Here is a 21,908-nt window from a genome sequence, read left to right as displayed (position 1 = left end):
CCGCACGATGACAAAGCTTCTCGATCGCACTTCAAACGTGTTTTCCGATCGGCACGGCTTTGCTATAGCAAGCTATTGCGGCCCATTGCCAAGTGAGCAAAGTGCATCCGAGCTTGCTGTTGCCGGAATACGACAGTGCAAAAAGCACGGGTTCTGCCCGCGTTCACGGCTTGACAGTGGTGGCAACCGTCCTTAGCGAGGCTGGAAAGCAACACCTCAGGGCTACCAAAGTGAACTATTTCAGGCAACTCGTGATTGCGGTACTTCATCCTGGAAACGGATCTGGAAGCGCGCTTGATCGAACCAACGGCATTGCGGTCTTTCTCTTTGCAATCCTGCCCGGACTTTCGCCGAACTTCAATTCCTTCATTCTCCTCGGGTCGATGCTATCGGGCCTCTATTGTCTGGCAAGAGCCCGCTGTCCTCTGAACCTGTCGAAGTCCGATCTGGTGGTTGCCATTTGCATGACGATTTACCCGGTGGTGATGATCGTCAGCATATTCGTCAATCCGCCTTTCTCGGAAGAACTGGATTGGATTTTCCGGCTCCTGCCGTTCTTTTCGATCTGGCTGATTTTGCCGCGTATGCGTCAATCTCCCGATGGCCGCCTTGTACCGCTCTTTATCCTCGCCGCCGGCCTCGGGATGATTGTTACTTTCCTTTTCAGCCTGCTTCAAGTCTTGTTCCTGATGCCCAGGGCGGAGGCGGGAACCTCGAACGCGGCGCTGCTCGGCGTTATCGGCGTGCTTTTCGGCGGCGTCGCGCTACTCAATATTCAATCTCCCAAAAGCATGGAGCAAAAGATCGCGATATTGGGGTATGCCGCGGGTCTCGGCTGCGCGCTGCTTTCCGGAACGCGCTCGGCCTGGCTGGTCATCCCCGTCCAGCTCGTCATCTTTCTCTGGTATTTTCCCAAAAACCGATTTCATATCAGTCTGCGCAGCCTCGCCATCACCGGCTCGGTATTGCTGCTGGGACTTCTCGCCCTGGGCAGCGACCAGGTTGTCTATCGCGTCCGTGAGCTCCAGGACAATCTGTCGTCGCTCGAAAGCACCAATGGTGATATCACCTCGCTGAGCGCGCGCGTTGCCCTCTACAAGGGCGCCCTATCCGCAATCACCAAGGATCCGCTGACCGGCTATGGCCCGCAGAACCGGATGGCTGCTGTCCTGGCAGAAGTCCCTGAGGGCCTAAGGCCGCAACTGCCCTATTCCCATGTCCATAACGGCTTTCTCACAGCGGGAATCGACGCCGGCCTTGTCGGCATCGCGGCGCTTTCACTGCTGCTGCTGACGCCCGTGATCGGTGCGTGGAAAAAGGAACCCGGCCCTGGCCGGGATCTAGCCATGGCGATCGCTCTTCTGCTCACCACCAGTTACATTATTACCGGCAGCTTCGGCATCATGTTCAACCAAAAGGCACTGGATCCGATCTTCGCCTATATGGTCGCTCTTATTTGCGCGGATCGGGGCAGTACACGCTATGCAGCTGTCGTTCGAAGCTAATTTCCTGCGCCTGAGGCTAGCGCGTTGATATCTTCTTGCTCCGGATTGGTTTCGGCGCCGGTGAACGCAAGATCTGAAACCTCACCCGTTGAGGAATAGCCGGAAACGAGTTCTGCCAAGGTCGCCCGTGCCGCGACCATGTCGTTTCGGTCCAAGGACGCATTGAGCGAGTTGAGCTTCTTCGAAAGTTCCGCCCAGAACAGGAAATCCTCGCGCGCCTTCATAATCCGCGGATGTTCAGTTGTCTCGGGGTTATCCCCGATCAACAGTTCTTCATAAAGCTTCTCGCCGGGCCTCAGGCCGGTAACGGCTAGCTCGATGTCCCCTTCTGGATTATCCACGTCCCGGACGGTCAATCCGGACAGTTCGACCATCTTGCGGGCGAGATCCGCAATGCGGACGGGCTCGCCCATATCGAGCAGGAAAACATCGCCACCCTCGGCCATGGCACCCGCTTGGATGACAAGTTGCGAGGCTTCCGAAATGGTCATGAAGTAGCGAGTTATTTTCGGATGCGTCAGGGTAACCGGGCCGCCTTCCTTGATCTGCTGCCTGAACAGCGGCACGACGGATCCGGAGGAACCGAGAACATTTCCGAAGCGGACCATCGAGAAGTTTGTCCGCAGTCTATCAGCGGTCAGCTCTGCCGCGAGCGCCTGCAGCACCATCTCCGCCAGCCTCTTGCTGGCGCCCATCACATTTGTCGGGCGCACGGCTTTGTCGGTGCTGATCAGCACGAAATTCGAGACGCCGCATTTATTTGCCGCACGTGCGGTGATCAATGTCCCCATGACATTGTTCTTGATGCCTTCCACGGCATTGTGTTCGACGAGTGGCACATGCTTGTAAGCGGCGGCGTGATAAAGCGTCTGAGGCCGCCAGCTCTGCATGATATGTTCCATGCGATCCTGGTCGCGGACGGAACAAAGGATCGGCACGATCTGCAGGCTCTCATGCTTGTAAGCTTCGGCCAGCTTCAGCAATTCGGCATGAATATTATAAAGCGCAAACTCGTTCTGATCTATGAGGATGAGGCTCGAAGGCGCATTGCGCAGAATCTGGCGACATAACTCGCCGCCGATAGAGCCGCCGGCGCCCGTGACCATCACCACCTTGTTGCGCATCGCCTTGTCGAGCAGCTCTTGCCGCGGCGCAACCGCTTCCCTGCCCAGCAGGTCTTCGATCTCCAGCTCACGAATATCGGAAACGGCGACTCGTCCCTGAGCCAGCGCTGTGAGATCCGGCAATGTCCGGACGTTCACCCTGGCTTTACGGATATGCTCGAGAATTTCATTGCGACGCTGCCGCGATGCGGATGGAAGAGCAAGAAGCACGTTGTGCACGCCAAGTGCTTCAGCGAGCACCGGAAGATCCGACGGGTCATAGATCGGCAAACCGCCCATGATGCCGCCCTTGAGGCGCGGATCATCATCGAGGTAACCGACCACATTGAGTTCGGCGCTGCTCGTCAGAGCGCCGGCGAGTTGCCGTCCGGCATTTCCCGCCCCATAGATCAGCACCTTGGCGAGCGTATTCTGGTGAAGAATACGCTGATAGGTATCCCCGAGCCAATAACGGATCCCCAACCGTGACAGGCCGATCGCTATCAGCAGCAGGAAGGGCTGAAGAATGCCGACGGTTCTCGGAACTCCCGGGACGCTGAGCGCCGTAAAGATCGTCATGAAGGCGACGCCGTAGATAGCAATGGCCTTCAGAACGGCAATGAAAGCGGCCATGTTGGCGTAACGGAAGATCGCCCGATACATGCCCATGACGATGAAGATCGGAAGGGCCATGCACAGGGAAACCAAGACCGGCAACCACTGCACGCCGGTTAGCACCGTCCATTCGTTCAGGCGGAAGCAATAAGCCAGCCAGATCGTCAGAACGCAAAGGCCGGAATCCACCAGCAGGGCGAGCGCGCGTTTAGCAGCACGCGGCATGGCCAGCAAAGGGGCGACAAGCGCCTGCATCGGCACTAAGAACCATCCCGAGCGTGGCGTCTCAGTGGGGGTATTTTCAGGCATTGCTTCCCAGCGTCTCGCGGATCAAATAGACAACCACCTTCTTGTCATTTTCTACAACGAGCGCAACTGAAATAATCGGAAATCAAGGTATTCCGCACCTCTTATCTATCAGAAGTAGGTAACTTAATGCTTTATTCCCCTACGGCGGATGACCTTCTCGGCCGTCAGAAACAGGATGCGCATGTCGAAGCCGATCGAGCGCCGCTCAAGATATTCGACATCGAATTTCACCTTCTCCGGAATTGGCAGTTCGTCCCGCCCGTTGATCTGCGCCCATCCGGTCAATCCGGGCAGGAGTTGGTCGACCCCGTGGGCCGTCCGCAATTCGATCAAATCATACTGGTTGTAGAGCGCCGGCCGCGGCCCGACGAAACTCATTTTGCCGCCCAGAATGCACCAGAGCTGCGGCAGTTCGTCGAGACTGGATTTGCGTAGAAACGACCCGATCGGCGTCAGAAACCGCTCGGGGTTTTCGAGTAGATGCGTCGCGACGGTCGGCGTGTCGACGCGCATGCTGCGGAATTTCGGCATCAGGAAGATCTGATTGAAACGCCCGATCCGTTTTGACCAGTAGAGGATCGGTCCTGGCGACGTTAGCCGGACACAAAGAGCGACAACAAGGATCGGAACGAGCAGGATGACCGAAGCCACCAAAGCCAGCAAAAAATCCACTGCCCGTTTCAAGCCCATCGCCGTACTTCTTCCATTGCCTCTTCAGCGGATTTTCGCCATACGCCACCGCGCCGTATCGTCAAAAAGGCATTTCACGTCAACTCCAACCGCATCGTTTCTCCAGAGAACGACAGCCGATCGTCGATCAGATCCTTTCCTCGCCTTGCCGATCAAAAATCTTGTAACCTCATGATCTTAAAGGAAGAAGAACTTAACGGGAAGTTATCTCCCCGTTTATTTCCGTCACCTTTCGTTAACCATAAGCCGACGCGGGCAAACCGCATGGCAATCTCATCCAGTCTTACCCCTGATTGGCGAATTGGTGCGGACAAGCGCCATCAGCATCGGTCCGATGGCAAATTCGCCTCTTTCGGCGCGGCGGGTCAGATCACGGAGGTAACCACCGGCGGAATTGATGTGCCCTGCCCTTTCAAGCACACACGCTATGACGGTAGCCGCATTTTCAGGCCCCATGATCTCGCAGGCCTGTTCATAGGCCGAGGGGCTCACTCCGAGCATCGAGCGCACGACGACAGCTGCCGCCATCAGATCGCGCCATGTGCCCACCGAGCCCTGCGGTCCATAGGCAGTGATCTCTGGGCAGGCCTGCAGCACCAGGCCCAGCGGGAACGATTTGAGCCCGCCGCCGGCAGTCGAGGCTGAGCTTGCAGCCGGCACGGGCCTGCCCTTCCCTTCATGTGTCGCTATTCTGGCCATCGGCTCGGCCCAACCTTCCGATTGGTCGTCTGCCGTTGCTCCCTGCTTCGTTTCGAAGCTTGGTTCAAGTTCAGTAATGCAGTGTGGATTTGAATTCTGTATGTGCCGCTCAGAATGTCGGGCATTGCCGCTTTGATTTGGAGCTTTGACCTGCATTTCCAACTGATTGGTGATTTCTTCGCGCAGCAGTTCCAGTTCGTCGAGCGCGGCGGCGATCTTCTCGAAGGATGGCGACCGCGGCAGCCGTTCGACGACGCCTCGAAAATGCAGGTGAACCCCGCTCCAATCACCAGAGGCCCCCTCTTCCACGGCCAACTCGATGAGCTTGGCGATGTCGCGCCGGCAAAGCGTCAGGCGCTCTTTGAGCCGCTGCAGTTGCAATCGCTCGGCTGCCACCTCCGCCGCCAGCCGCTCGATCTCGTCAGCGCGCACAAGCAGCGGCGCCAGCGAGAAGCCGAATGCCTCACGGATCTCCCCGCCCTGCTCCTTGCGGGCGTAACGCTTGCCGTTCGGGCTGTCCTTGCGGATCAGCAATCCGGCCTCGATCAGCGCCGCCAGATGGCGGCGGATCGTCTGCTCCGCCATTCCATGCGCGCGCAAAGAGAGCTGCGCATTCGAAGGAAAGACGACCAGGCCATTGTCCTCGGAGAGCTCTCCCTTGGGATAAAAGCTCAGCAAGGCGTTCAGGATAGAGAGCGCCCGATCGGTAATGCCGAGCAGCGGCCTGGCCTCGCACAGGGCGCGATAGAGTTTCCACTTGTCAATCGATCGGCCCGGCTCGATCCTTCGGGCAGCGGCCTGGTTTGCCAACATGCCAAACGTCATCGGCCGCCGCCCGAAGGGCGTCGTCACACTTCCGCTTTCCATTTTCTTCGCCTTCTTCAAGGCAAAAGATCACGGCTCACCAAATTCGGTGCCAAAGACTCTTGACTATGATTCGCGGAAATGTGATTCTCTGGGTGTCTAGATCAGAGAGGGCTTCCGCGGCGGCAACGTTCGGGGGCCTTTTCTTTTGCTTATTGATCTCCGTTCTTCGTCAAATCCTGTGTCTTCTCGAACGCCTCGTAGAGACGATCCAGATTGCTGGCGATGTAGGCGCCAAAGGCAGATGCCTTCTCCGCCTTCAGCGCGATGGTGAACTGTTTTCCATCATCCTTGATCTTCGCTTTGACGGCTCCGTCCTGGCGCTGCCAGGCGTGAGCCACGGGCTGAATTGCGGCGGCGGACGAAGCCTGTTGCTTCCTGCTGATGAAGGCGACGAGCATGTCGAAGCGGGCGTCCGGCTCCGCCGTCTCGAACTCCGCCGATCTGGTGAACGCAATCGCCCGGGCGGCAATGTTTTCCGTCTCGAATTTTACCGAAAGATCATGCCAGCGATCGCGACCGGTCGTCTTGGCTGCGCCGATCGCGGTCAGGACTTCGGCCGGAATCCGCTTCGTGACCGACAGCATCTTGGACACCGTCGTCTTGTCGGCGCTGAGTGCCGACATGATCGTTTCCCGATCGAAACCCAATGTATCGAGCTTGTCGGCAAACATCGTCCTCTCGATGAAGGAGAGATCGGCGCGCGCCGAATTCTCCTGGCCCTGCGCAATAACATGGTCGCGGTCGTCGAGTTTCTTGACCACCGCCCGAACAGGTCGGCCGAGCTCCTTTGCCGCCCGTGCGCGACGATGGCCAAAAGCGATCTGGTATCGCCCCTCCCTCTCGGGATGCGGGCGCACGAGGATCGGTGAATCCTGGCCGCGCAGGCGGATCGCCTCGACCAGTTCCCGGAACTGTTCGTCGGTATGCGCGAGCCGGTCGCTCACGAAGGAATCTTCGATCAGCGCCGGGTCGAGATCAATCACCGTCTCGCCGCTCGCCAGCTGCTCTTCGATCGCCTTGGCGGCATCGGCCTTGGCGGCCAAGGCATCGATGCTGCGGGTGACCGCCCCGAGTGCGCCAATCCCTTTATAGGTGATATGCTGCCTCTCGTCGCGATGGGCCGGCTCATCCTCATTGTTTACCGCGGTAAACTTCTTGGAATCATCCATCAGGCCCGACAGAAGATTTTTACGCGCCATCAGCCAGCTCCTTGCCCGGGTTTACCGCAGTAAACTTCCCGCTCATTTCCGGCCCCATGCCTTGTGAATGAGATCGACGATTTCCGTGTTGACCGCCTCCATCGCCTCCATGGCGCGGTCATAGGTCGCGCGGGTAAACTGACTTCGCTCGACCTCATACAGTGTCTGGTTTGTCATCGCCGCATCGGAGATCGCGACGCTGCGCAGCATCGGGTTGGTGAGCACATGGCTCTTGAACATCGAGCGCATGAAGGCGACCATCTGCGTCTGCGGCCCGTCCTGCGGGTCGTAGCGGGTCACGAGATAACGCAACCAGTCGAGGTTCATGTTGCCGCCGGCTCCCTTCAGGGTGTTCAGCACTTCGCCAAGCATTTGCAGGAACTGGCACATCGACATGACATCGAGCATCTGCGGATGAACGGTGATCAGCACCGCCGTCGCACCGCAAATGGCGCTCATGGTCAAAAAGCCGAGCTGCGGAGGGCAGTCGATGATGACGACGTCGTAATCGTCCGCGACCGAAGCGAGTGCCTCATCCAGCCGTGCGAAGAAAACGCGCCCGTAATCACTCGCTTTACCCTGAGCGAGGACCCGCGGCGTATCGTGCTCGAATTCCATCAGTTCAAGATTGCCCGGCACAAGGTGAAGGTTCGGGAAGTTGGTTGGCCGGATAATGTCCCGCAGCGGACGCCGCTGATCGTCGTAGCGAATGGCGGCGTAGAGCGTCTCGTTTTCGTTGACGTCGAACTCCGGCTGAAAGCCGTGTATGGCGGAAAGAGACGCCTGCGGATCGAGATCGACGGCAAGGACGCGGTGACCGGTCAGGGCAAGATGCTGGGCAAGATGCGCGGCACTCGTCGTCTTGCCGCTGCCGCCCTTGAAGTTGACGACGGCGACGACCTGCAGATGTTCGTGGCCGCGGCGATGACGTATATAATGCGTTCCGGCCCGCGCATTGTGCTCGAGAAAGCCGCGCATCTCTTCCATCTGCTCCGCCGTATAGGATCGGCGGCCGGACGGCGTGACCTGGGGGAGGGCACCCTTGCCCTCGAGCGAGAGATTTCGAAGATAGCCGCTGGTCACGCCGAGAAACCGCGCCACCTCGGCGAGCTGAAATTCCCGCAGACCCTTCAGCGCGCGCGGAGGAAACATTTCGAGCCGATGCTGCTTCAGCTTGTCGGAGAGTTCCTGCGCCTGACCGATGATCAGCTGATCGACATCGGAAATTGCTTTGTCTATTTGCGGTGCCATATTCATGGAAATCTCGAAAATGCGATTTAAAAGCTCTACGCGCTGAGAAACCGCATTTAGCGCCGATTCTGGAGGAGTGGCAAGGCAAATAGGGTTAACAAGACCCTATCAAAAGGTTGTCCAATCTTTTTCAAGCGCTTGCGCAGGCCGCGCCTGTCGCTGGCCGGTGCAATCGCACGTTCACGGGCCGAATCGGACGAGGTCGGCTGGAAACACCGGCATGATAATCCAAATCGCAATGTCGGGTGGGCAAAGCGCTTTGCGGCATGTCCGCAGCGGCAAGCCACCGGTTCGTCGGCATAGAGCACGGCGCGGCGGTAAGGTGCCGGGCTCTGGCCGATCAGCCGCAACTTGCCAGATCACGCGAGGCTGAGCTCGCAGGAGAATTGCCCGCCGGCCCGTTACTCGAGAGGCGGACGGGTGATATTCGCTATCGACGGCAAAGCCGGGCGGCTTTCCGCCTGCGCCATCGCTTTCACCAATGCGATGATCGTTTCACGGATATCGGGATCGGCAATCTTCAGAAAGGCCCGATTAAGCACCAGCCCTTCCTTCGTCCGCAGGAATTCAGCGACGGGGTCGGCGCGGTCCGGCAGATCCAGCCCTTGCAGGCTCAATGGCTGTGACTCGTTCTGCTGGAAGAAGAAGCTCGGTGAGGTGTGAAGCACTTCGGCGATTCGCTGCAAGCGGCTCGCACCAATGCGGTTGATGCCCTTCTCGTATTTCTGAACCTGCTGAAAAGTCACGCCGATCTGCTCGGCAAGCCGCTCCTGGCTCATTCCAAGCAGCTGCCGGCGTGTTCTGATGCGCGCTCCGACGTAGCTGTCTATGGCATTCGGTGTCTTGACATTCATCGCGTGTTTTCAGCCTCGATCGATTTCAATCGGCGCAGCTGTAGTACCCCTGCAAGCAGTTTTCCACGGTTGTTTCCATGTAGCATAGCATATCTGCGATGATCACGGCTGACTGTGATATGAAAACCCCCATCCGGCAAACGCCAGCGACGCAGGAACCGGTCGGCGGTGGGGAAAATCAGACAAAAGCCGTACCGATCCTGGCCAAACCGGGCTGGTGATCGTTGGCCGACCTGCGTTAAGTATCTTTCAGCGACCGTCGCTTGATAGTCTTGCCAGCCCCGATCGCCCAAAATCCATCGAAAACGACGGCACTGATCGTGCCTGTGCAGGAGGATGTTGATGGCAAGCGTTGCCGAGCGCGCACCCCGTTTCGAAAAGACAACGATGTCCATTCTGATGGCTGTCAGCTTCTGCCATATGCTGAACGACATCATGCAGTCGCTGCTCGCCTCGCTCTATCCACTGTTCAAGGCAAATTACGACCTCGATTTTGTCCAGATCGGCCTGCTGACCATGACGTTCCAGGTCACGGCGTCTCTGCTGCAGCCGGCGGTCGGCATCGTCACCGATCGCTGGCCGATGCCCTATTCGCTGCCGGTCGGCATGGCGAGCACTTTTTGCGGACTCATTCTGCTCGGCAATGCCGGCAATTTCGCGCTGCTGCTGGTCGCGGCAAGCCTGATCGGGTTTGGCTCGGCCGTCTTCCATCCGGAATCCTCGCGTGTTGCCCGTCTTGCCTCCGGCGGCCGCCACGGTTTCGCGCAGTCCTTTTTCCAGGTCGGTGGCAATGCCGGCCAGGCGATCGGTCCGCTGCTCGCCGCCTTCATCGTGCTGCCGCTCGGGCAGCACAGCGTCTCCTGGTTTGCCGCCATCGCGATGATCGGCATGATCGTGCTGAGCTGGGTAGGCAGCTGGTATATGAGCCACAGGCGACAGAACGCCAGCAAACCGGCCGCGAGTCGAACTCTGCCGTTATCGCAGAGCCGGGTCGTCCGGGCGCTGCTGATCCTCGTGTTGCTGACGGCGACGAAGAATGTCTACATGGCGAGCGTGTCGAGCTACTTCACCTTCTATGTCATCGACAGGTTCGAACTCAGCGTGCAGCAGGCGCAGCTGATGCTGTTCCTGTTCCTCGGTTCGGTCGCCGTCGGCACTTTCCTCGGCGGGCCGATCGGCGATCGCTTCGGTGCCCGTTTCGTCATCTGGTTTTCGATCCTCGGCGTCATTCCTTTCGCATTGCTGCTGCCCTATGCCGATCTTTTCTGGACAGGCGTGCTCAGCATCGTCATTGGCCTGGTCTTCGCGTCGGCCTTTTCAGCGATCGTCGTCTTCGCGCAGGAACTGGTGCCCGGCCGCGTCGGGCTGATTGCCGGCGTTTTCTTTGGCTTTGCATTCGGGGCAGGGGGGTTAGGGGCTGCGCTGCTCGGCGATTTTGCTGACACTCACGGCATCGCCTTCGTCTACCGCATCTGCTCCTACCTGCCGCTGCTCGGCCTGCTGACGATCTTCCTGCCGCGCATTCCGAAGCAGAAGCCGGCCTAAGGCCATCCGGGACGTCACGATTGCCGTATCGGAGCGGGTCTGAGAAGTCCGTCGTCCCCTTTGGCCGCCGTGGTTGCAAACGGCGGCCACAGGCGACGTTTTCCTTTTTAGGGGATGCTCACAAGCCGCAATTAATCCATAAATTTGATGGAAAATTTATCCTGCCGGTATTGATGACGGGGCAAGAGTTTTTCCGACCTTTCCTCCACATCAGACTTTCTTGCTTCGCCCGCGACCCAGCCATTTGCCATGATCGACCGGCTCGGGGCGTTCGGCCTCATTCAGTCAGACGGGATATAAAATGACCAAGAACAAAAATCTTCACGGCTTCCACCTTTCGCGCCGCGCGGCTCTTGCGGCCGTCGCTGTTTCCGCGGCTGCACTTTTTACCCTTGCGGCACCCGCACTTTCCTTTGCCGAGGACAAGTCGATCAAGGTCGGCATCATGGCCGGCGAGGATGAGGATGTATGGCGCGTGGTGACCAGCGAGGCGGCCAAGAAGGGCCTGACGATCGAGACCATCACCTTCAACGACTATACTCAGCCGAACGAAGCGCTGGAGCGCGGCGAAATCGACGCCAATGCCTTCCAGCACCGACCCTATCTCGACAACCAGATCCAGCAGCACGGCTATCACATCGTCCCCGTCGGCTATACCGGCGTCTGGCCGATCGGTCTCTATAGCAAGAAGCACAAGGCCGTCGCTGAGATCCCCGAAGGCGCCGTCATCGGCGTGCCGAACGATCCCTCGAACGAAGGTCGGGCGCTGCGAGTTCTTCAGAATGAAGGCCTGATCAAGCTGAAGGACGGCACCGGCATTCTTGCGACAGTTGCTGACGTCAGCGACAATCCGAAGAAGATCGAGATCAAGGAGCTCGATGCCGGCATCGTCGGCCGTTCGATCGACGATCTCGATGCCGGCGTCGTCAATACCGACTGGGCGCTGAAAAGCGGTCTTTCTCCGGCCGAGCGCATCGCGCAGGAGCCGACCGCCGATAACCCGTACCGCAACTTCATCGCCGTCAAGGAAGAGAACAAGAATGCGGACTGGGTCAAGACGCTGGTGTCGTCCTACCAGAACGACACCGTCAAGGCCGAGTTCGACAAGGTCTACAAAGGGACCGGTCTCAGCGCCTATTGATCCGAGAGAAGGCCGGGGTTAAGGCCTGCCTAAAGGCGGTTCGGGCATTCCCCGCTCGGACCGCCTTCGGCGTTTGCAAGGAAAAGCACATGAATTCGTTTGTTTCCACCACTGCGGTCGCGGCGCAGCCGCAGACGACGGTGACCGAAGAGGTGGTGAGGCTGATCGATGTGAAGCGGCGGTTCGGCACCACGCCGGCGCTCGACGGTATTTCGCTGAGCGTAAAGAGGGGCGAGATCCTCGGCATCATCGGCCGCAGCGGCGCCGGCAAGTCGACGCTGATCCGCTGCCTGAACGGGTTGGAGCGCGCCGACAGCGGCGAGATCCGCATCGAGGGCCGCGATATCACCCGACTTCAGGAGCAGGAGCTGCAGCCGCTGCGCCGCCGCATCGGCATGATCTTTCAGCACTTTAACCTGCTGTCCGCCAAAACGGTCGAGGACAATGTCGCGCTGCCGCTGAAGATCGAGGGTGTTGCCAAGGCCGAACGCGTGAAGCGGGCCCACGAACTGCTCGAGCTCGTCGGGCTTGCCGACAAGGCGCAAGCCTATCCCGCATCACTCTCCGGCGGCCAGAAACAACGCGTCGGCATCGCTCGGGCCCTGGCAGCACGCCCGGCACTGCTGCTGTCGGACGAGGCGACATCGGCCCTCGACCCGGAGACAACACGATCGATTCTGGCGCTGCTCAGGGATATCAACCGTAAGCTCGGACTGACCATTCTGCTGATCACCCATGAGATGGAAGTGGTGCGCGGCATTGCCGATCGCGTCGCGGTCATCGATGCCGGGCGGATCGTCGAGGAGGGCCAGGTCTGGTCGGTTTTCGCCAATCCGCAGACTGACATCACCAGGAGCTTGCTGGGCGGCATCCGCCCGCAACTTCCCGATCACATTCTCGGCCGGCTGTCGGCGAAGACAGGCAGCGAAGTGATCCTCAGTGTTGATCTCGCCGGGCCGCAAGCGCAAGGGGCGCTGTTTGCGGAACTCTCGGCGATGCTGCCGCATTCCTTCCGCCTCGTCCATGGCGGCATCGACCATATCCAGACCCAGCCGGTGGCGCGGTTCTTCATCGCCGTCCCCGCGCGCGACCCCGCGCTCGCCGGAAAGGTCGAACAATTCCTGACAGCCCGGTCTGCCCGGGTGGAGGTGCTTGGTTATGACACCGATCATGCTTGAACTGCTTCTTCGCTCGCTTTGGGAGACGGTCCTGATGACTGTCGCCTCGGGGGTGATTTCGCTCTTCGCCGGGCTGCCGCTCGGCCTTGCCCTCGTCGTCACGGCGCGCGGCGGCATCGCCGAAAATCTCTGGATCAATCGCATGCTCGGCGCCGTCATCAACGGCTTCCGCTCGGTGCCATTCATCATCCTGCTGGTGGCGCTGATCCCGCTGACGCGGCTGATCGTCGGCACCGCGCTCGGCACCGGAGCGGCCATCGTGCCGCTCGCCATCGCCGCGACACCTTATTATGCGCGCATCGCCGAAGTATCGTTGCGGGAGGTCGACCGCGGGCTGATCGATGCCGTCCGCGCCATGGGCGGCAATCGCTGGACCATCATCCGCGAGGTGCTGGTGCCTGAAGCGCTGCCTGGCATCGTCGCCGGTTTCACCGTCACGCTGGTGACGCTGATCGGCGCCTCGGCCATGGCAGGCGCGATCGGCGCCGGCGGCCTCGGCGACCTTGCCATTCGCTATGGCTATCAGCGCTTCGAAACCAATGTCATGATCGCAGTGGTCGCCGTCCTCGTCATCCTCGTCTGCGGCATCCAGTGGCTCGGCGACCGACTGGTCGCCAAGCTCGACCACAGATAGGTCAAAACCGCAGGCGTGCGGCTGCTTTAATTGTCCTAAGGCCGTATCGCATCAGCCACCTGTGAAGTGATAAGGTGGCGATGAAGCAGCCGGAGGAACGCATGACGAAGAAGACGCTGTCGGATTGGGCGGAGCTTGCGCAGAAGGAACTGCGCGCCTCACCCGAGACACTGACCTGGCAGACGCCGGAAGGCATCGCTGTCAAGCCGCTTTATACCGCCGAGGATCTCGAAGGCGCCGCGCATCTCGGCTCGCTGCCCGGTTTTGCACCCTTTACCCGCGGACCGCGCGCGACGATGTATGCCGGCCGGCCATGGACGATCCGCCAATATGCCGGCTTCTCCACAGCCGAGGAATCGAACGCCTTTTATCGCCGCAATCTCGCAGCCGGCCAGAAGGGCCTGTCGGTCGCCTTCGATCTTGCCACCCATCGCGGTTATGACAGCGACCATCCTCGCGTCGAGGGCGATGTCGGCAAGGCGGGCGTCGCGATCGACAGCGTCGAGGATATGAAAATCCTGTTCGACGGTATTCCGCTTGGCGACATGTCGGTTTCAATGACCATGAACGGCGCCGTCATTCCGATCCTCGCTTCCTTCATCGTCGCCGGCGAAGAGCAGGGCGTGCCGAGGGCCGAGCTGTCGGGGACCATCCAGAACGACATCCTCAAGGAGTTCATGGTCCGCAACACCTATATCTATCCGCCCGAACCTTCGATGCGGATCGTTGCCGACATCATCGACTATACGGCAAGGGAGATGCCGAAATTCAATTCGATCTCGATCTCCGGCTATCACATGCAGGAGGCCGGCGCGACACTGGTCCAGGAGCTTGCCTTCACGCTGGCCGACGGCCGCGAATATGTCAGGGCGGCGATCGCCAAGGGTCTCAACGTCGATGATTTTGCCGGAAGACTCTCCTTCTTCTTTGCGGTCGGCATGAATTTTTTCATGGAGGCGGCAAAGCTGCGCGCCGCCCGGCTGCTCTGGACCCGTATCATGGAGGAGTTCCAGCCGAAGAAGGCATCCTCGCTGATGCTTCGCACCCATTGTCAGACCTCCGGCGTCTCATTGCAGGAGCAGGATCCCTACAACAACATCATTCGCACCGCTTTCGAGGCGATGTCGGCCGTGCTTGGCGGCACGCAGTCGCTGCACACCAATTCCTTCGACGAGGCGATCGCGCTGCCGACGGAATTCTCCGCCCGCATCGCCCGCAACACCCAGCTGATCCTCCAGCATGAAACCGGCGTGGCCAAGGTGGTCGATCCGCTGGCCGGCTCATATTATGTCGAGAGCCTGACGAAGGAACTTGCCGACAAGGCCTGGGCGCTGATCGAGGAGGTGGAAGCGCTCGGCGGCATGACGAAGGCTGTCAACGAAGGTCTGCCAAAGCGGCTGATCGAGGAAGCAGCGGCGCGCCGCCAGGCGGCCGTCGACAAGGGCGAGGAGGTCATCGTCGGCGTCAATCGCTACAGGCTCGACAACGAACAGCCGATCGACATTTTGGAAATCGACAACAGCGCGGTGCGCACCGCGCAGATCCGCCGCATCGAGGAGACGAAGCGGCGGCGTGACAGCAGCGCCGTGCGCGAAACGCTGGCCGCCCTGGCAGAAACCGCACGCAGCGGCAAAGGCAATTTGCTGGCCGCCGCCATCGAGGCGGCACGGGCCCGCGCCACTGTCGGCGAGATATCGGATGCGATGCGCGCCGCCTTTGGCGATCACGCCGCGACACCTGATGTCATCAAGGGCGTCTATGGCGAGGCCTATGACAACGAGCCGGAACTTGCCGTCCTGAGGGAGCGTATGGCAGAGGTGACGGAAGCGATGGGATACCGGCCGAAAATCATGGTCGCCAAGCTCGGTCAGGACGGGCACGACCGGGGCGCCAAGGTAATCGCCTCGGCCTTCGGCGATATCGGCTTCGACGTGCTCGCCGGTCCACTGTTTCAGACGCCTGACGAGGCTGTCGAGTTGGCGCTTGATCGCAAGGTCAATGTCGTCGGTGTCTCGTCGCTCGCCGCAGGCCACAGGACGCTGCTGCCGCAGTTGGTCGACAGGCTCAGGGAAAAGGGCGGTGACGATATCATCGTCGTCTGCGGCGGCGTCATTCCGCGGCAGGACTATGAATTCCTCCACGAACACGGCGTTGCGGCCGTGTTCGGCCCGGGCACGAACGTTCTGGAAGCGGCGAACTCCGTTCTCGACCTGCTAGAGGGCAAACGGCGAAACCAGTAATTCATAAAATCTGCGCAGCCGGAGGCAAACCGCTGCGCACTTTGCTTAGAGTAACCCGCGCGTCGCAAGGTTGCGCATCAGCGCCGATATGCCGAACGTCCAGGGCGGGCATTCGGTGGAGAGGCGCACGGTATTGACGAGCGCGCCGAGCCCGGCCGACGAAATCTCGACGACATCGCCGATCTTGTGCGTGAAGCCTTGCTTCGGCGCGTCACGGTCCTGCGTCGGCGCAAACAACGTGCCGAGGAAGAGCATGAAACCATCGGGGTATTGATGATGAGGGCCAAGCGTCTGTTTGACGAGATCGGTCGGGTCGCGGCTGATCTGCGACATCGAACTCTTGCCATGCAGCACGAAGCCATCCTGCCCGGTTACCTTTAGATCGAGTTCGGCCTTGCGTACCTCGTCGAGCCCGTAACCGGCATCGAACAGCCGGACGAACGGACCGATCGAGCAGGAGGCATTGTTGTCCTTGGCCTTGCCGAGCAAGAGGGCCGAGCGGCCTTCGACATCGCGAAGATTGACGTCATTGCCGAGCGTCGCACCCTTGATCTCGCCGCGGCTGTTGACCGCGAGCACGATTTCCGGCTCCGGATTGTTCCAGGTCGAGATCGGATGCAGGCCGACATCGGCACCCCAACCGACGGAAGAGAGCACCGGTGCCTTGGTGAAGACCTCGGCATCGGGACCGATGCCGACTTCGAGATATTGCGACCACATGCCTTCGTCGATCAGCGCCTGCTTGACCTTGGCGGCCTCGGGCGAACCGGCCTTGAGATTGGTGAGACTGCCGCCGATCAGCGCGCTGACGCGCTCGCGGATCGAAGCGGCGCGATCGGGATTGCCGGCCGCCTTCTCCTCAATGACGCGCTCGATCATCGACTGGGCAAAGGTGACGCCGCAGGCCTTGACCGCCTGCAGGTCGGCGGGCGCAAGCAGGCAGGGTCGTCCAGCATCCGGTTTTCCGGTGCTGTTGGCGGCAATCTCCTCCAGCGAACCGATCGCCTTGCCATTTGCGGCTCGGACGAAGCCCGCAGCATCCTGCGTCTCGAAGAGGGCGCTCAGTGTCGGCGCCTCGTGCGAGGTGATGTCGACGAGCATCCCGTCGCGAAGGGTCACGATGCTCGGGCCGGCAACTTCGGGATTCCAGACGCGGCCAACAAAAATTCCGCCGGAAACGGCAGCATCGAGAAGGGGATGAGTCATGGTGATCCTCCGTCACAGGCAAGCGGCGAGCGCTCTTGAAAGAATTCCGAGATCATTGCCGCCCTCCAGCCCGGCGGCGGCCGAAATCGATCACATTCGGCCGAATGGAGCAAGATAGGCGGGGGAAAAAGACTTTTGCCGGATTGGATCGAAAAGAGGAACTGCCTGCATCCATTCGAACGAAGGCCACAAATAACTATTTAGATACATAATAGTCGTTATTTTACAAACATTTAGATATGAGCGCAAACGATTTCATCCCGCAACTCGCCTTGACAGCAGCCCGCTTTCGTTATCTGTTTTGGCCGAGATGGAGGACGCCGGCATCAGCCGGCCGCACGAAAATCCCGGGAGGATATTGCAGCGATGTTGAGATTTGCCGTCGTCGGAATCGACCATGGGCATACGTTCGATCACGTGAAGGGACTGCTCGCCGCAGGCGGCGAGTTCGTCGGCTATTGCCCGCAGACCTCCGTGCCGGCGTTGCGGGAAGCCTTTGAGAAGACCTATCCCGATGCACCGCAGATCGACCGAGAGAAACTGTTCGACGATCCGTCGATCGACGTCATCTGCATTTCCGCCATTCCGCGCGACCGGGCCGGGCTTGCCATCCGCGCGATGAAAGCGGGCAAGGATGTGATGACCGACAAGCCTGGTGTGACGACCTTTGCCCAGCTCGAAGAGGTCAAGCGCACCGTTGCCGAGACCGGCAAAATCTTCTCCATCTGCTTTTCCGAGCGCCATTGCGTGCGCTCCGCCGTCAAGGCCGGCAAGCTGGTAAAGGAAGGCGCGATCGGCAAGGTCATTCAGACGCTTGGCGTCGGTCCGCACCGGCTGCAGCTGCCGACACGTCCCGACTGGTTCTTCGAGCCCGAAGCCTTCGGTGGCATCATCGTCGACATCGCCTCGCACCAGGTCGATCAATTCCTGTTCTATACCGGCTCGACCTCGGGCGAAGTCATCGCCAGCTCGATCGGCAACTTCGGCATGCCCGATAAACCCGCCTTCCAGGATTTCGGCGAGGTGCTGCTGCGCTCCGACAGGGCGGCGGGCTACGTTCGCGTCGATTGGTTCACGCCGGAGGCGCTGCCGACCTGGGGCGACGGCCGTCTTACCATCCTGGGCACAGAGGGTTATATCGAGCTTCGCAAATATATCGATATTGCCGGCCGGCCGGGCAAGGATCATCTCTTCCTCGTCAATGGCAAGGAAATGACCCATATCGATTGCAGCGGTGAGAAGCTCGACTATTTCGACGCGTTCACTGCCGATGTCGCGAACCGCACGCAGACGGCGATGACGCAGGATCACGTTTTCGAAGTCTGCCGCCTTTCGCTCGAAGCCCAGACGAAGGCCGCGCGCATCGGCGCCCGCTGAGGAGGATATCATGGCCAGAAAATTACGCGTCGGCGTCATCGGCGCAGGCATCGCCGCGCGGCACCTGACCGGCTTCGGCTGGAACAAGGATCTCTTCGAGGTTCCCGTCCTTTGCTCGCTGGACGAGGATCGCGGCCGGGCGCTGTGCGACGAATTCGGCATTCGGGAATATACGCAGGATGCGGATTCGCTGTTTGCCCGGGACGATCTCGACATCATCGACATTTCGACGCCGCCGAGTTCGCATTTCGAGCTCTGCCGCAAAGGCATTGTGTCAGGCAAGCATGTGATCTGCGAAAAGCCGCTCTTCGGCTCGATTGCCGAGGTCGACGAGATGGGCCGCATCCTCACCAGCTTCCCCGGCCGGAAGCTGATGCCGATCTTTCAGTATCGCTACGGCTCCGGCCTGCAGAAGTTGAAACTGTTGATCGAGAAGGGCCTCGCCGGCAAGCCGTTCCTGACGACGATCGAGACCCATTGGTGGCGCGGTCCGGATTATTATGCCGTGCCGTGGCGCGGCAAATGGGCGAGTGAACTCGGCGGCGGCCTTCTCGGCCACGCGATCCACGCCCACGACATGCTGAACTACGTGCACGGCCCTTGCGCCGAGGTGTTTTCCTATGGCGCGACGCTGGTCAATCCGATCGAGGTCGAGGATACGGCCGCTCTTTCGGTGAAGATGCAGAACGGTTCGCTGGCGACGCTGTCGATGACGCTCGGCTCACGCAAGGAAATCTCGCGGCTGCGTTTCTGCTTCAGCGATCTCGTCGCCGAAAGCATCCTCGAACCCTATACGATGGGCCGCGATCCCTGGGTCTTTACCGCCGGAACCGAAGAACACCAGGCGCGGGTCGATGCGGCGCTCGCCGCCTATGTGCCGGGCGAAGATGGTTATACCCGCCAGTTCGAGCTCTTCCACAAGGCGATCGTCGAGGACACGGAACCGCCGGTGACGTTGCAGGATGCCCGCAATTCGCTGGAGCTGGTGACGGCTGCCTATTTCTCCCAGCGCACCGGCCAGCCGACGCCGATGCCGATCGCCGCCGATCATCCGCTCTATCGCTCCTGGCTTCCGGAAGAACAGCGCGCGGCTGGCAGCCGCTGAATGATCAAGCGGAGGATGCCGGGCGGCGCTTGGCATCCTCCCTGACGGGCGATGAGGCGGAGCGTGCGTTAATTGCGGAAGGCGCCGGCGGGCATCGTCGTCACCAGCCGGATGTCGCGGCGGAAATCGGACGGCGACATGCCGGCGATGTGGCGGAAGGATTTGTTGAAGGCGCTGATCGAGCCGAAGCCGCTGTCCATCGCCACCTGCAGAACGTTGGCACCTTCGCTCATCAGCATCGCCTGGGCGCGCGACAGCCTGAGCAGCGTCACATATTTGCTGAGCGTCATGCCGGTCGATCGCTTGAAAAGGTTCATCGCATATTTCGGATGCAGATCGGCGGCGCGGGCGATATCGACCGAATCGATGTCCTGCAGAAAATTGGCGGCGATGAAATCACACATGCGCGCGACGCTGCGCGAGGAGTTGGGTTGCGGCTGATCGCCTTCCAGGCTGACGGCCGTTTTCGATGTCGTCATCGAATAGGGTTCGAGCGCGATGCGCTCGATGCGCAGCAGCAGTTCGTCGACTGCGTGCTGGGCCTTGGCGGAATCGCCAGACTTGGAATAGCGAGACCAGCGGGCGAAGTTCTCGTTGTCGGCGGCATCGGTTGCCGAAGTCAACAGCGTCTCGCCCTTCATTAGCCGGCTGGAAATGCTGATCGGCAGACGCAGCCGGAAGAAATAGATGAGCGGCAGATGGGCGCCGGCATAGAGCGAATCATCCGAGGATTCGTCCATCTGATGCGGCTGCCCGCCCCAGAACAGGCACATTTGACCGGCGCTCAGCCGGAATTCGTGGTCGCTCATCCGATAATGAACAGTGCCGCGCATGACGTAATTGACCTCGACCTGCGCATGCCAGTGCGGCATGGCCATGACGAGCGGATGGGCATGAAACATCTGCAGCGCCGTCGGCGAACCCTCGATGCTGCTTGCGCCGGGCTGATAGATTGCAGCCGTGCCGACCTTACTTTCCGCCAAATCCATATTCCCTTTTTAGGAGACAGCCGCTCCCTTGCGGATAGTCTAACCGCGTTCGTGAAAGATCGGCAATTGAAAAGGGAGGATTTTCAATGCGCTTCAAACTTCTCGCTGCGACCGCAGCTGTCGCACTGCTTGCTTCCGGCTCCGCCTTCGCTGAGTCGGCCAATCTCACAATCTGGAGCTGGAATGTCGCCGCATCGGCGTTGAAATCCACGCTGCCCGGTTTCAACAAACAATTCCCCGATATCAAGGTCACCGTCGAAGACCTTGGCAACAGCCAGGTTTTCGACAAGACGCTCGCGGCCTGCGCTGCCGGCGGCGACGGCTTGCCCGACATTGTCAGCATCGAGAATTTCGAGGCTGAAATCTTCTGGAGCCGTTTCCCCGATTGCTTCGCCAATCTGAAGGAGCTCGGCTACACGGCCGATATCCAGGCGAAGTTCCCCGACTTCAAGCGCACCGAACTTGAGGTCGGCGATGTCGCCTATGCCATGCCGTGGGATTCCGGCCCCGTCGCCGTTTTCTACCGCCGCGACATGTATGAAAAGGCCGGCGTCGATCCGAGCACGATCAGCACCTGGGACGATTTCATCGCGGCCGGCAAGAAGATTTCCGCCGCCAATCCCGGCGTCGTCATGGCGCAGGCGGATTTCAACGGCGACAGCGAATGGTTCCGCATGATCGCCAACGAACAGGGCTGCGGCTATTTCTCGACCGACGGCCAGAACATCACCATCAATCAGCCGGCCTGCGTCGCCGCGCTGCAAAAGGTGAAAGAGATGAAGGATGCGGGCACGCTGACGGCGGCCAACTGGGACGAGAAGATCCAGGCCAATACCGCCGGCAAGGCCGCAAGCCAGCTCTATGGCGGCTGGTATGAAGGCACCGTGCGCTCGACCTCGCCTGACCTCAAGGGCAAGTGGGGCGTTTACAGAATGCCGAGCCTGACGGCCGATGGTCCGCATGCCGCCAACCTCGGCGGTTCCTCGCTCGCCATTTCGGCGACTTCCGCAAACAAGGATGCCGCCTGGAAATTCGTCAATTACGCCCTCGGCACGAATGAAGGTCAGGTCACCATGCTGAAGGAATTCGGTCTGGTGCCGTCGCTGCTTTCTGCCGAAAAGGATCCTTTCGTCAACGAGGCGCAGCCCTATTGGGGCGGCCAGAAAGTCTGGGCCGACATCCTCGCGACACTGCCGAAGATCGTGCCGAGCCGCGGCACCGCCTTCCAGAGCGATGCCGAAGGCATCTTCAAGGCAACGCAGGCGAAATTCTTCGCCGGCGGCTACCCCGACGCGAAAGCGGCTCTCGACGATGCCGCCAAGCAGATCGCTTCCGCAACCGGACTTCCGATCGCGCAATGAATGACGATGCCGGGCGCTTCCCGCGCCCGGCTTTCTCCTG

The 21,908-nt window shown here is 60.2% G+C and carries 17 protein-coding genes; 9 read left to right on the top strand and 8 right to left on the bottom strand.

Annotated features, from left to right (window positions below):
- The first annotated feature begins 230 nt into the window (after window positions 1-230).
- Entirely contained in the window at window positions 231-1,505 is a 1,275-nt protein-coding gene (locus J7U39_RS31285) for an O-antigen ligase family protein (RefSeq protein WP_210633804.1), read from the top strand.
- Here the strand turns inward: J7U39_RS31285 and J7U39_RS31280 are convergent.
- The 6 genes from J7U39_RS31280 to J7U39_RS31255 form a co-directional block, all read right to left on the bottom strand.
- Window positions 1,502-3,532, bottom strand: coding sequence for a nucleoside-diphosphate sugar epimerase/dehydratase (locus J7U39_RS31280; RefSeq protein WP_210633667.1), 2,031 nt, complete (start codon window positions 3,530-3,532; stop codon window positions 1,502-1,504). The two genes, J7U39_RS31285 and J7U39_RS31280, sit on opposite strands and share 4 nt — an antisense overlap.
- 123 nt (window positions 3,533-3,655) lie before the next feature.
- Window positions 3,656-4,222 carry a sugar transferase gene (locus tag J7U39_RS31275; RefSeq protein WP_210633665.1) on the bottom strand — a complete coding sequence of 189 codons (567 nt, stop codon included), beginning with the start codon at window positions 4,220-4,222 and terminating at the stop codon, window positions 3,656-3,658.
- A gap of 273 nt (window positions 4,223-4,495) precedes the next feature.
- The gene (gene repC, locus J7U39_RS31270) at window positions 4,496-5,788 is read right to left on the bottom strand and encodes a plasmid replication protein RepC (protein ID WP_210633663.1); all 1,293 of its coding nucleotides are present in this window, start codon (window positions 5,786-5,788) and stop codon (window positions 4,496-4,498) included.
- A 149-nt stretch (window positions 5,789-5,937) separates the two neighbouring features.
- A complete protein-coding gene (repB, locus tag J7U39_RS31265) occupies window positions 5,938-6,987 on the bottom strand; it encodes a plasmid partitioning protein RepB (protein ID WP_210633661.1) in 1,050 nt (349 codons plus the stop codon).
- 42 nt (window positions 6,988-7,029) lie between these two features.
- Window positions 7,030-8,244, bottom strand: a complete 1,215-nt coding sequence (repA, locus tag J7U39_RS31260; protein ID WP_210633659.1) for a plasmid partitioning protein RepA — start codon at window positions 8,242-8,244, stop codon at window positions 7,030-7,032.
- 395 nt (window positions 8,245-8,639) lie between these two features.
- A complete protein-coding gene (locus tag J7U39_RS31255; protein ID WP_210633657.1) occupies window positions 8,640-9,092 on the bottom strand; it encodes a helix-turn-helix domain-containing protein in 453 nt (150 codons plus the stop codon).
- Window positions 9,093-9,434: 342 nt separating this feature from the next.
- Between J7U39_RS31255 and J7U39_RS31250 the strand changes: the two genes are divergently transcribed.
- From J7U39_RS31250 to scpA, 5 genes are all read left to right on the top strand, one after another.
- The gene (locus J7U39_RS31250) at window positions 9,435-10,637 is read left to right on the top strand and encodes an MFS transporter (protein ID WP_210633656.1); all 1,203 of its coding nucleotides are present in this window, start codon (window positions 9,435-9,437) and stop codon (window positions 10,635-10,637) included.
- Between the two features lie 301 nt (window positions 10,638-10,938).
- Window positions 10,939-11,778, top strand: coding sequence for a MetQ/NlpA family lipoprotein (locus tag J7U39_RS31245; protein WP_210633654.1), 840 nt, complete (start codon window positions 10,939-10,941; stop codon window positions 11,776-11,778).
- An 89-nt stretch (window positions 11,779-11,867) separates the two neighbouring features.
- Window positions 11,868-12,956: a methionine ABC transporter ATP-binding protein gene (locus J7U39_RS31240; RefSeq protein ID WP_210633652.1), complete on the top strand. Its 1,089-nt coding sequence runs from the start codon at window positions 11,868-11,870 to the stop codon at window positions 12,954-12,956.
- Window positions 12,937-13,590 (top strand): methionine ABC transporter permease, encoded by a 654-nt coding sequence (locus tag J7U39_RS31235; protein ID WP_210633650.1) that lies wholly within the window; start codon window positions 12,937-12,939, stop codon window positions 13,588-13,590. The genes J7U39_RS31240 and J7U39_RS31235 overlap by 20 nt, the downstream gene beginning before the upstream one ends.
- A 101-nt stretch (window positions 13,591-13,691) precedes the next feature.
- Window positions 13,692-15,830 carry a methylmalonyl-CoA mutase gene (scpA, locus tag J7U39_RS31230; RefSeq protein ID WP_210633648.1) on the top strand — a complete coding sequence of 713 codons (2,139 nt, stop codon included), beginning with the start codon at window positions 13,692-13,694 and terminating at the stop codon, window positions 15,828-15,830.
- A 45-nt stretch (window positions 15,831-15,875) separates the two neighbouring features.
- Here the strand turns inward: scpA and J7U39_RS31225 are convergent, their stop codons facing one another.
- Window positions 15,876-17,036 carry a fumarylacetoacetate hydrolase family protein gene (locus J7U39_RS31225; RefSeq protein WP_210633647.1) on the bottom strand — a complete coding sequence of 387 codons (1,161 nt, stop codon included), beginning with the start codon at window positions 17,034-17,036 and terminating at the stop codon, window positions 15,876-15,878.
- 366 nt (window positions 17,037-17,402) lie between these two features.
- On the opposite strand from J7U39_RS31225, the gene J7U39_RS31220 reads away from it, so the two are divergent.
- The gene (locus J7U39_RS31220; RefSeq protein ID WP_210633646.1) at window positions 17,403-18,413 is read left to right on the top strand and encodes a Gfo/Idh/MocA family oxidoreductase; all 1,011 of its coding nucleotides are present in this window, start codon (window positions 17,403-17,405) and stop codon (window positions 18,411-18,413) included.
- 10 nt (window positions 18,414-18,423) lie between these two features.
- The gene (locus J7U39_RS31215; protein WP_210633644.1) at window positions 18,424-19,518 is read left to right on the top strand and encodes a Gfo/Idh/MocA family oxidoreductase; all 1,095 of its coding nucleotides are present in this window, start codon (window positions 18,424-18,426) and stop codon (window positions 19,516-19,518) included.
- Between the two features lie 68 nt (window positions 19,519-19,586).
- Here J7U39_RS31215 and J7U39_RS31210 read toward each other — a convergent pair whose 3' ends face one another.
- A complete protein-coding gene (locus tag J7U39_RS31210; protein ID WP_210633642.1) occupies window positions 19,587-20,507 on the bottom strand; it encodes a helix-turn-helix domain-containing protein in 921 nt (306 codons plus the stop codon).
- Window positions 20,508-20,593: 86 nt separating this feature from the next.
- On the opposite strand from J7U39_RS31210, the gene J7U39_RS31205 reads away from it, so the two are divergent.
- Window positions 20,594-21,868: an extracellular solute-binding protein gene (locus J7U39_RS31205; RefSeq protein ID WP_210633640.1), complete on the top strand. Its 1,275-nt coding sequence runs from the start codon at window positions 20,594-20,596 to the stop codon at window positions 21,866-21,868.
- Window positions 21,869-21,908: the final 40 nt, after the last annotated feature.

The sequence above is a fragment of the Rhizobium sp. NLR16a genome (assembly GCF_017948245.1).
Taxonomy (GTDB): domain Bacteria; phylum Pseudomonadota; class Alphaproteobacteria; order Rhizobiales; family Rhizobiaceae; genus Rhizobium.
Note: the sequence above shows the minus strand (reverse complement) of the source record. Positions and strands in the feature narration are given on the sequence as shown.

What these genes read in the sequence shown, in the direction of transcription:
- J7U39_RS31280 (WP_210633667.1), bottom strand. Translation starts at nt 3,532, where the DNA reads ATGCCTGAAAATACCCCCACTGAGACGCCACGCTCGGGATGGTTCTTA.
- J7U39_RS31275 (WP_210633665.1), bottom strand. Translation starts at nt 4,222, where the DNA reads ATGGGCTTGAAACGGGCAGTGGATTTTTTGCTGGCTTTGGTGGCTTCG.
- repC (WP_210633663.1), bottom strand. Translation starts at nt 5,788, where the DNA reads ATGGAAAGCGGAAGTGTGACGACGCCCTTCGGGCGGCGGCCGATGACG.
- repB (WP_210633661.1), bottom strand. Translation starts at nt 6,987, where the DNA reads ATGGCGCGTAAAAATCTTCTGTCGGGCCTGATGGATGATTCCAAGAAG.
- repA (WP_210633659.1), bottom strand. Translation starts at nt 8,244, where the DNA reads ATGAATATGGCACCGCAAATAGACAAAGCAATTTCCGATGTCGATCAG.
- J7U39_RS31255 (WP_210633657.1), bottom strand. Translation starts at nt 9,092, where the DNA reads ATGAATGTCAAGACACCGAATGCCATAGACAGCTACGTCGGAGCGCGC.
- J7U39_RS31250 (WP_210633656.1), top strand. Translation starts at nt 9,435, where the DNA reads ATGGCAAGCGTTGCCGAGCGCGCACCCCGTTTCGAAAAGACAACGATG.
- J7U39_RS31245 (WP_210633654.1), top strand. Translation starts at nt 10,939, where the DNA reads ATGACCAAGAACAAAAATCTTCACGGCTTCCACCTTTCGCGCCGCGCG.
- J7U39_RS31240 (WP_210633652.1), top strand. Translation starts at nt 11,868, where the DNA reads ATGAATTCGTTTGTTTCCACCACTGCGGTCGCGGCGCAGCCGCAGACG.
- J7U39_RS31235 (WP_210633650.1), top strand. Translation starts at nt 12,937, where the DNA reads ATGACACCGATCATGCTTGAACTGCTTCTTCGCTCGCTTTGGGAGACG.
- scpA (WP_210633648.1), top strand. Translation starts at nt 13,692, where the DNA reads ATGACGAAGAAGACGCTGTCGGATTGGGCGGAGCTTGCGCAGAAGGAA.
- J7U39_RS31225 (WP_210633647.1), bottom strand. Translation starts at nt 17,036, where the DNA reads ATGACTCATCCCCTTCTCGATGCTGCCGTTTCCGGCGGAATTTTTGTT.
- J7U39_RS31220 (WP_210633646.1), top strand. Translation starts at nt 17,403, where the DNA reads ATGTTGAGATTTGCCGTCGTCGGAATCGACCATGGGCATACGTTCGAT.
- J7U39_RS31215 (WP_210633644.1), top strand. Translation starts at nt 18,424, where the DNA reads ATGGCCAGAAAATTACGCGTCGGCGTCATCGGCGCAGGCATCGCCGCG.
- J7U39_RS31210 (WP_210633642.1), bottom strand. Translation starts at nt 20,507, where the DNA reads ATGGATTTGGCGGAAAGTAAGGTCGGCACGGCTGCAATCTATCAGCCC.
- J7U39_RS31205 (WP_210633640.1), top strand. Translation starts at nt 20,594, where the DNA reads ATGCGCTTCAAACTTCTCGCTGCGACCGCAGCTGTCGCACTGCTTGCT.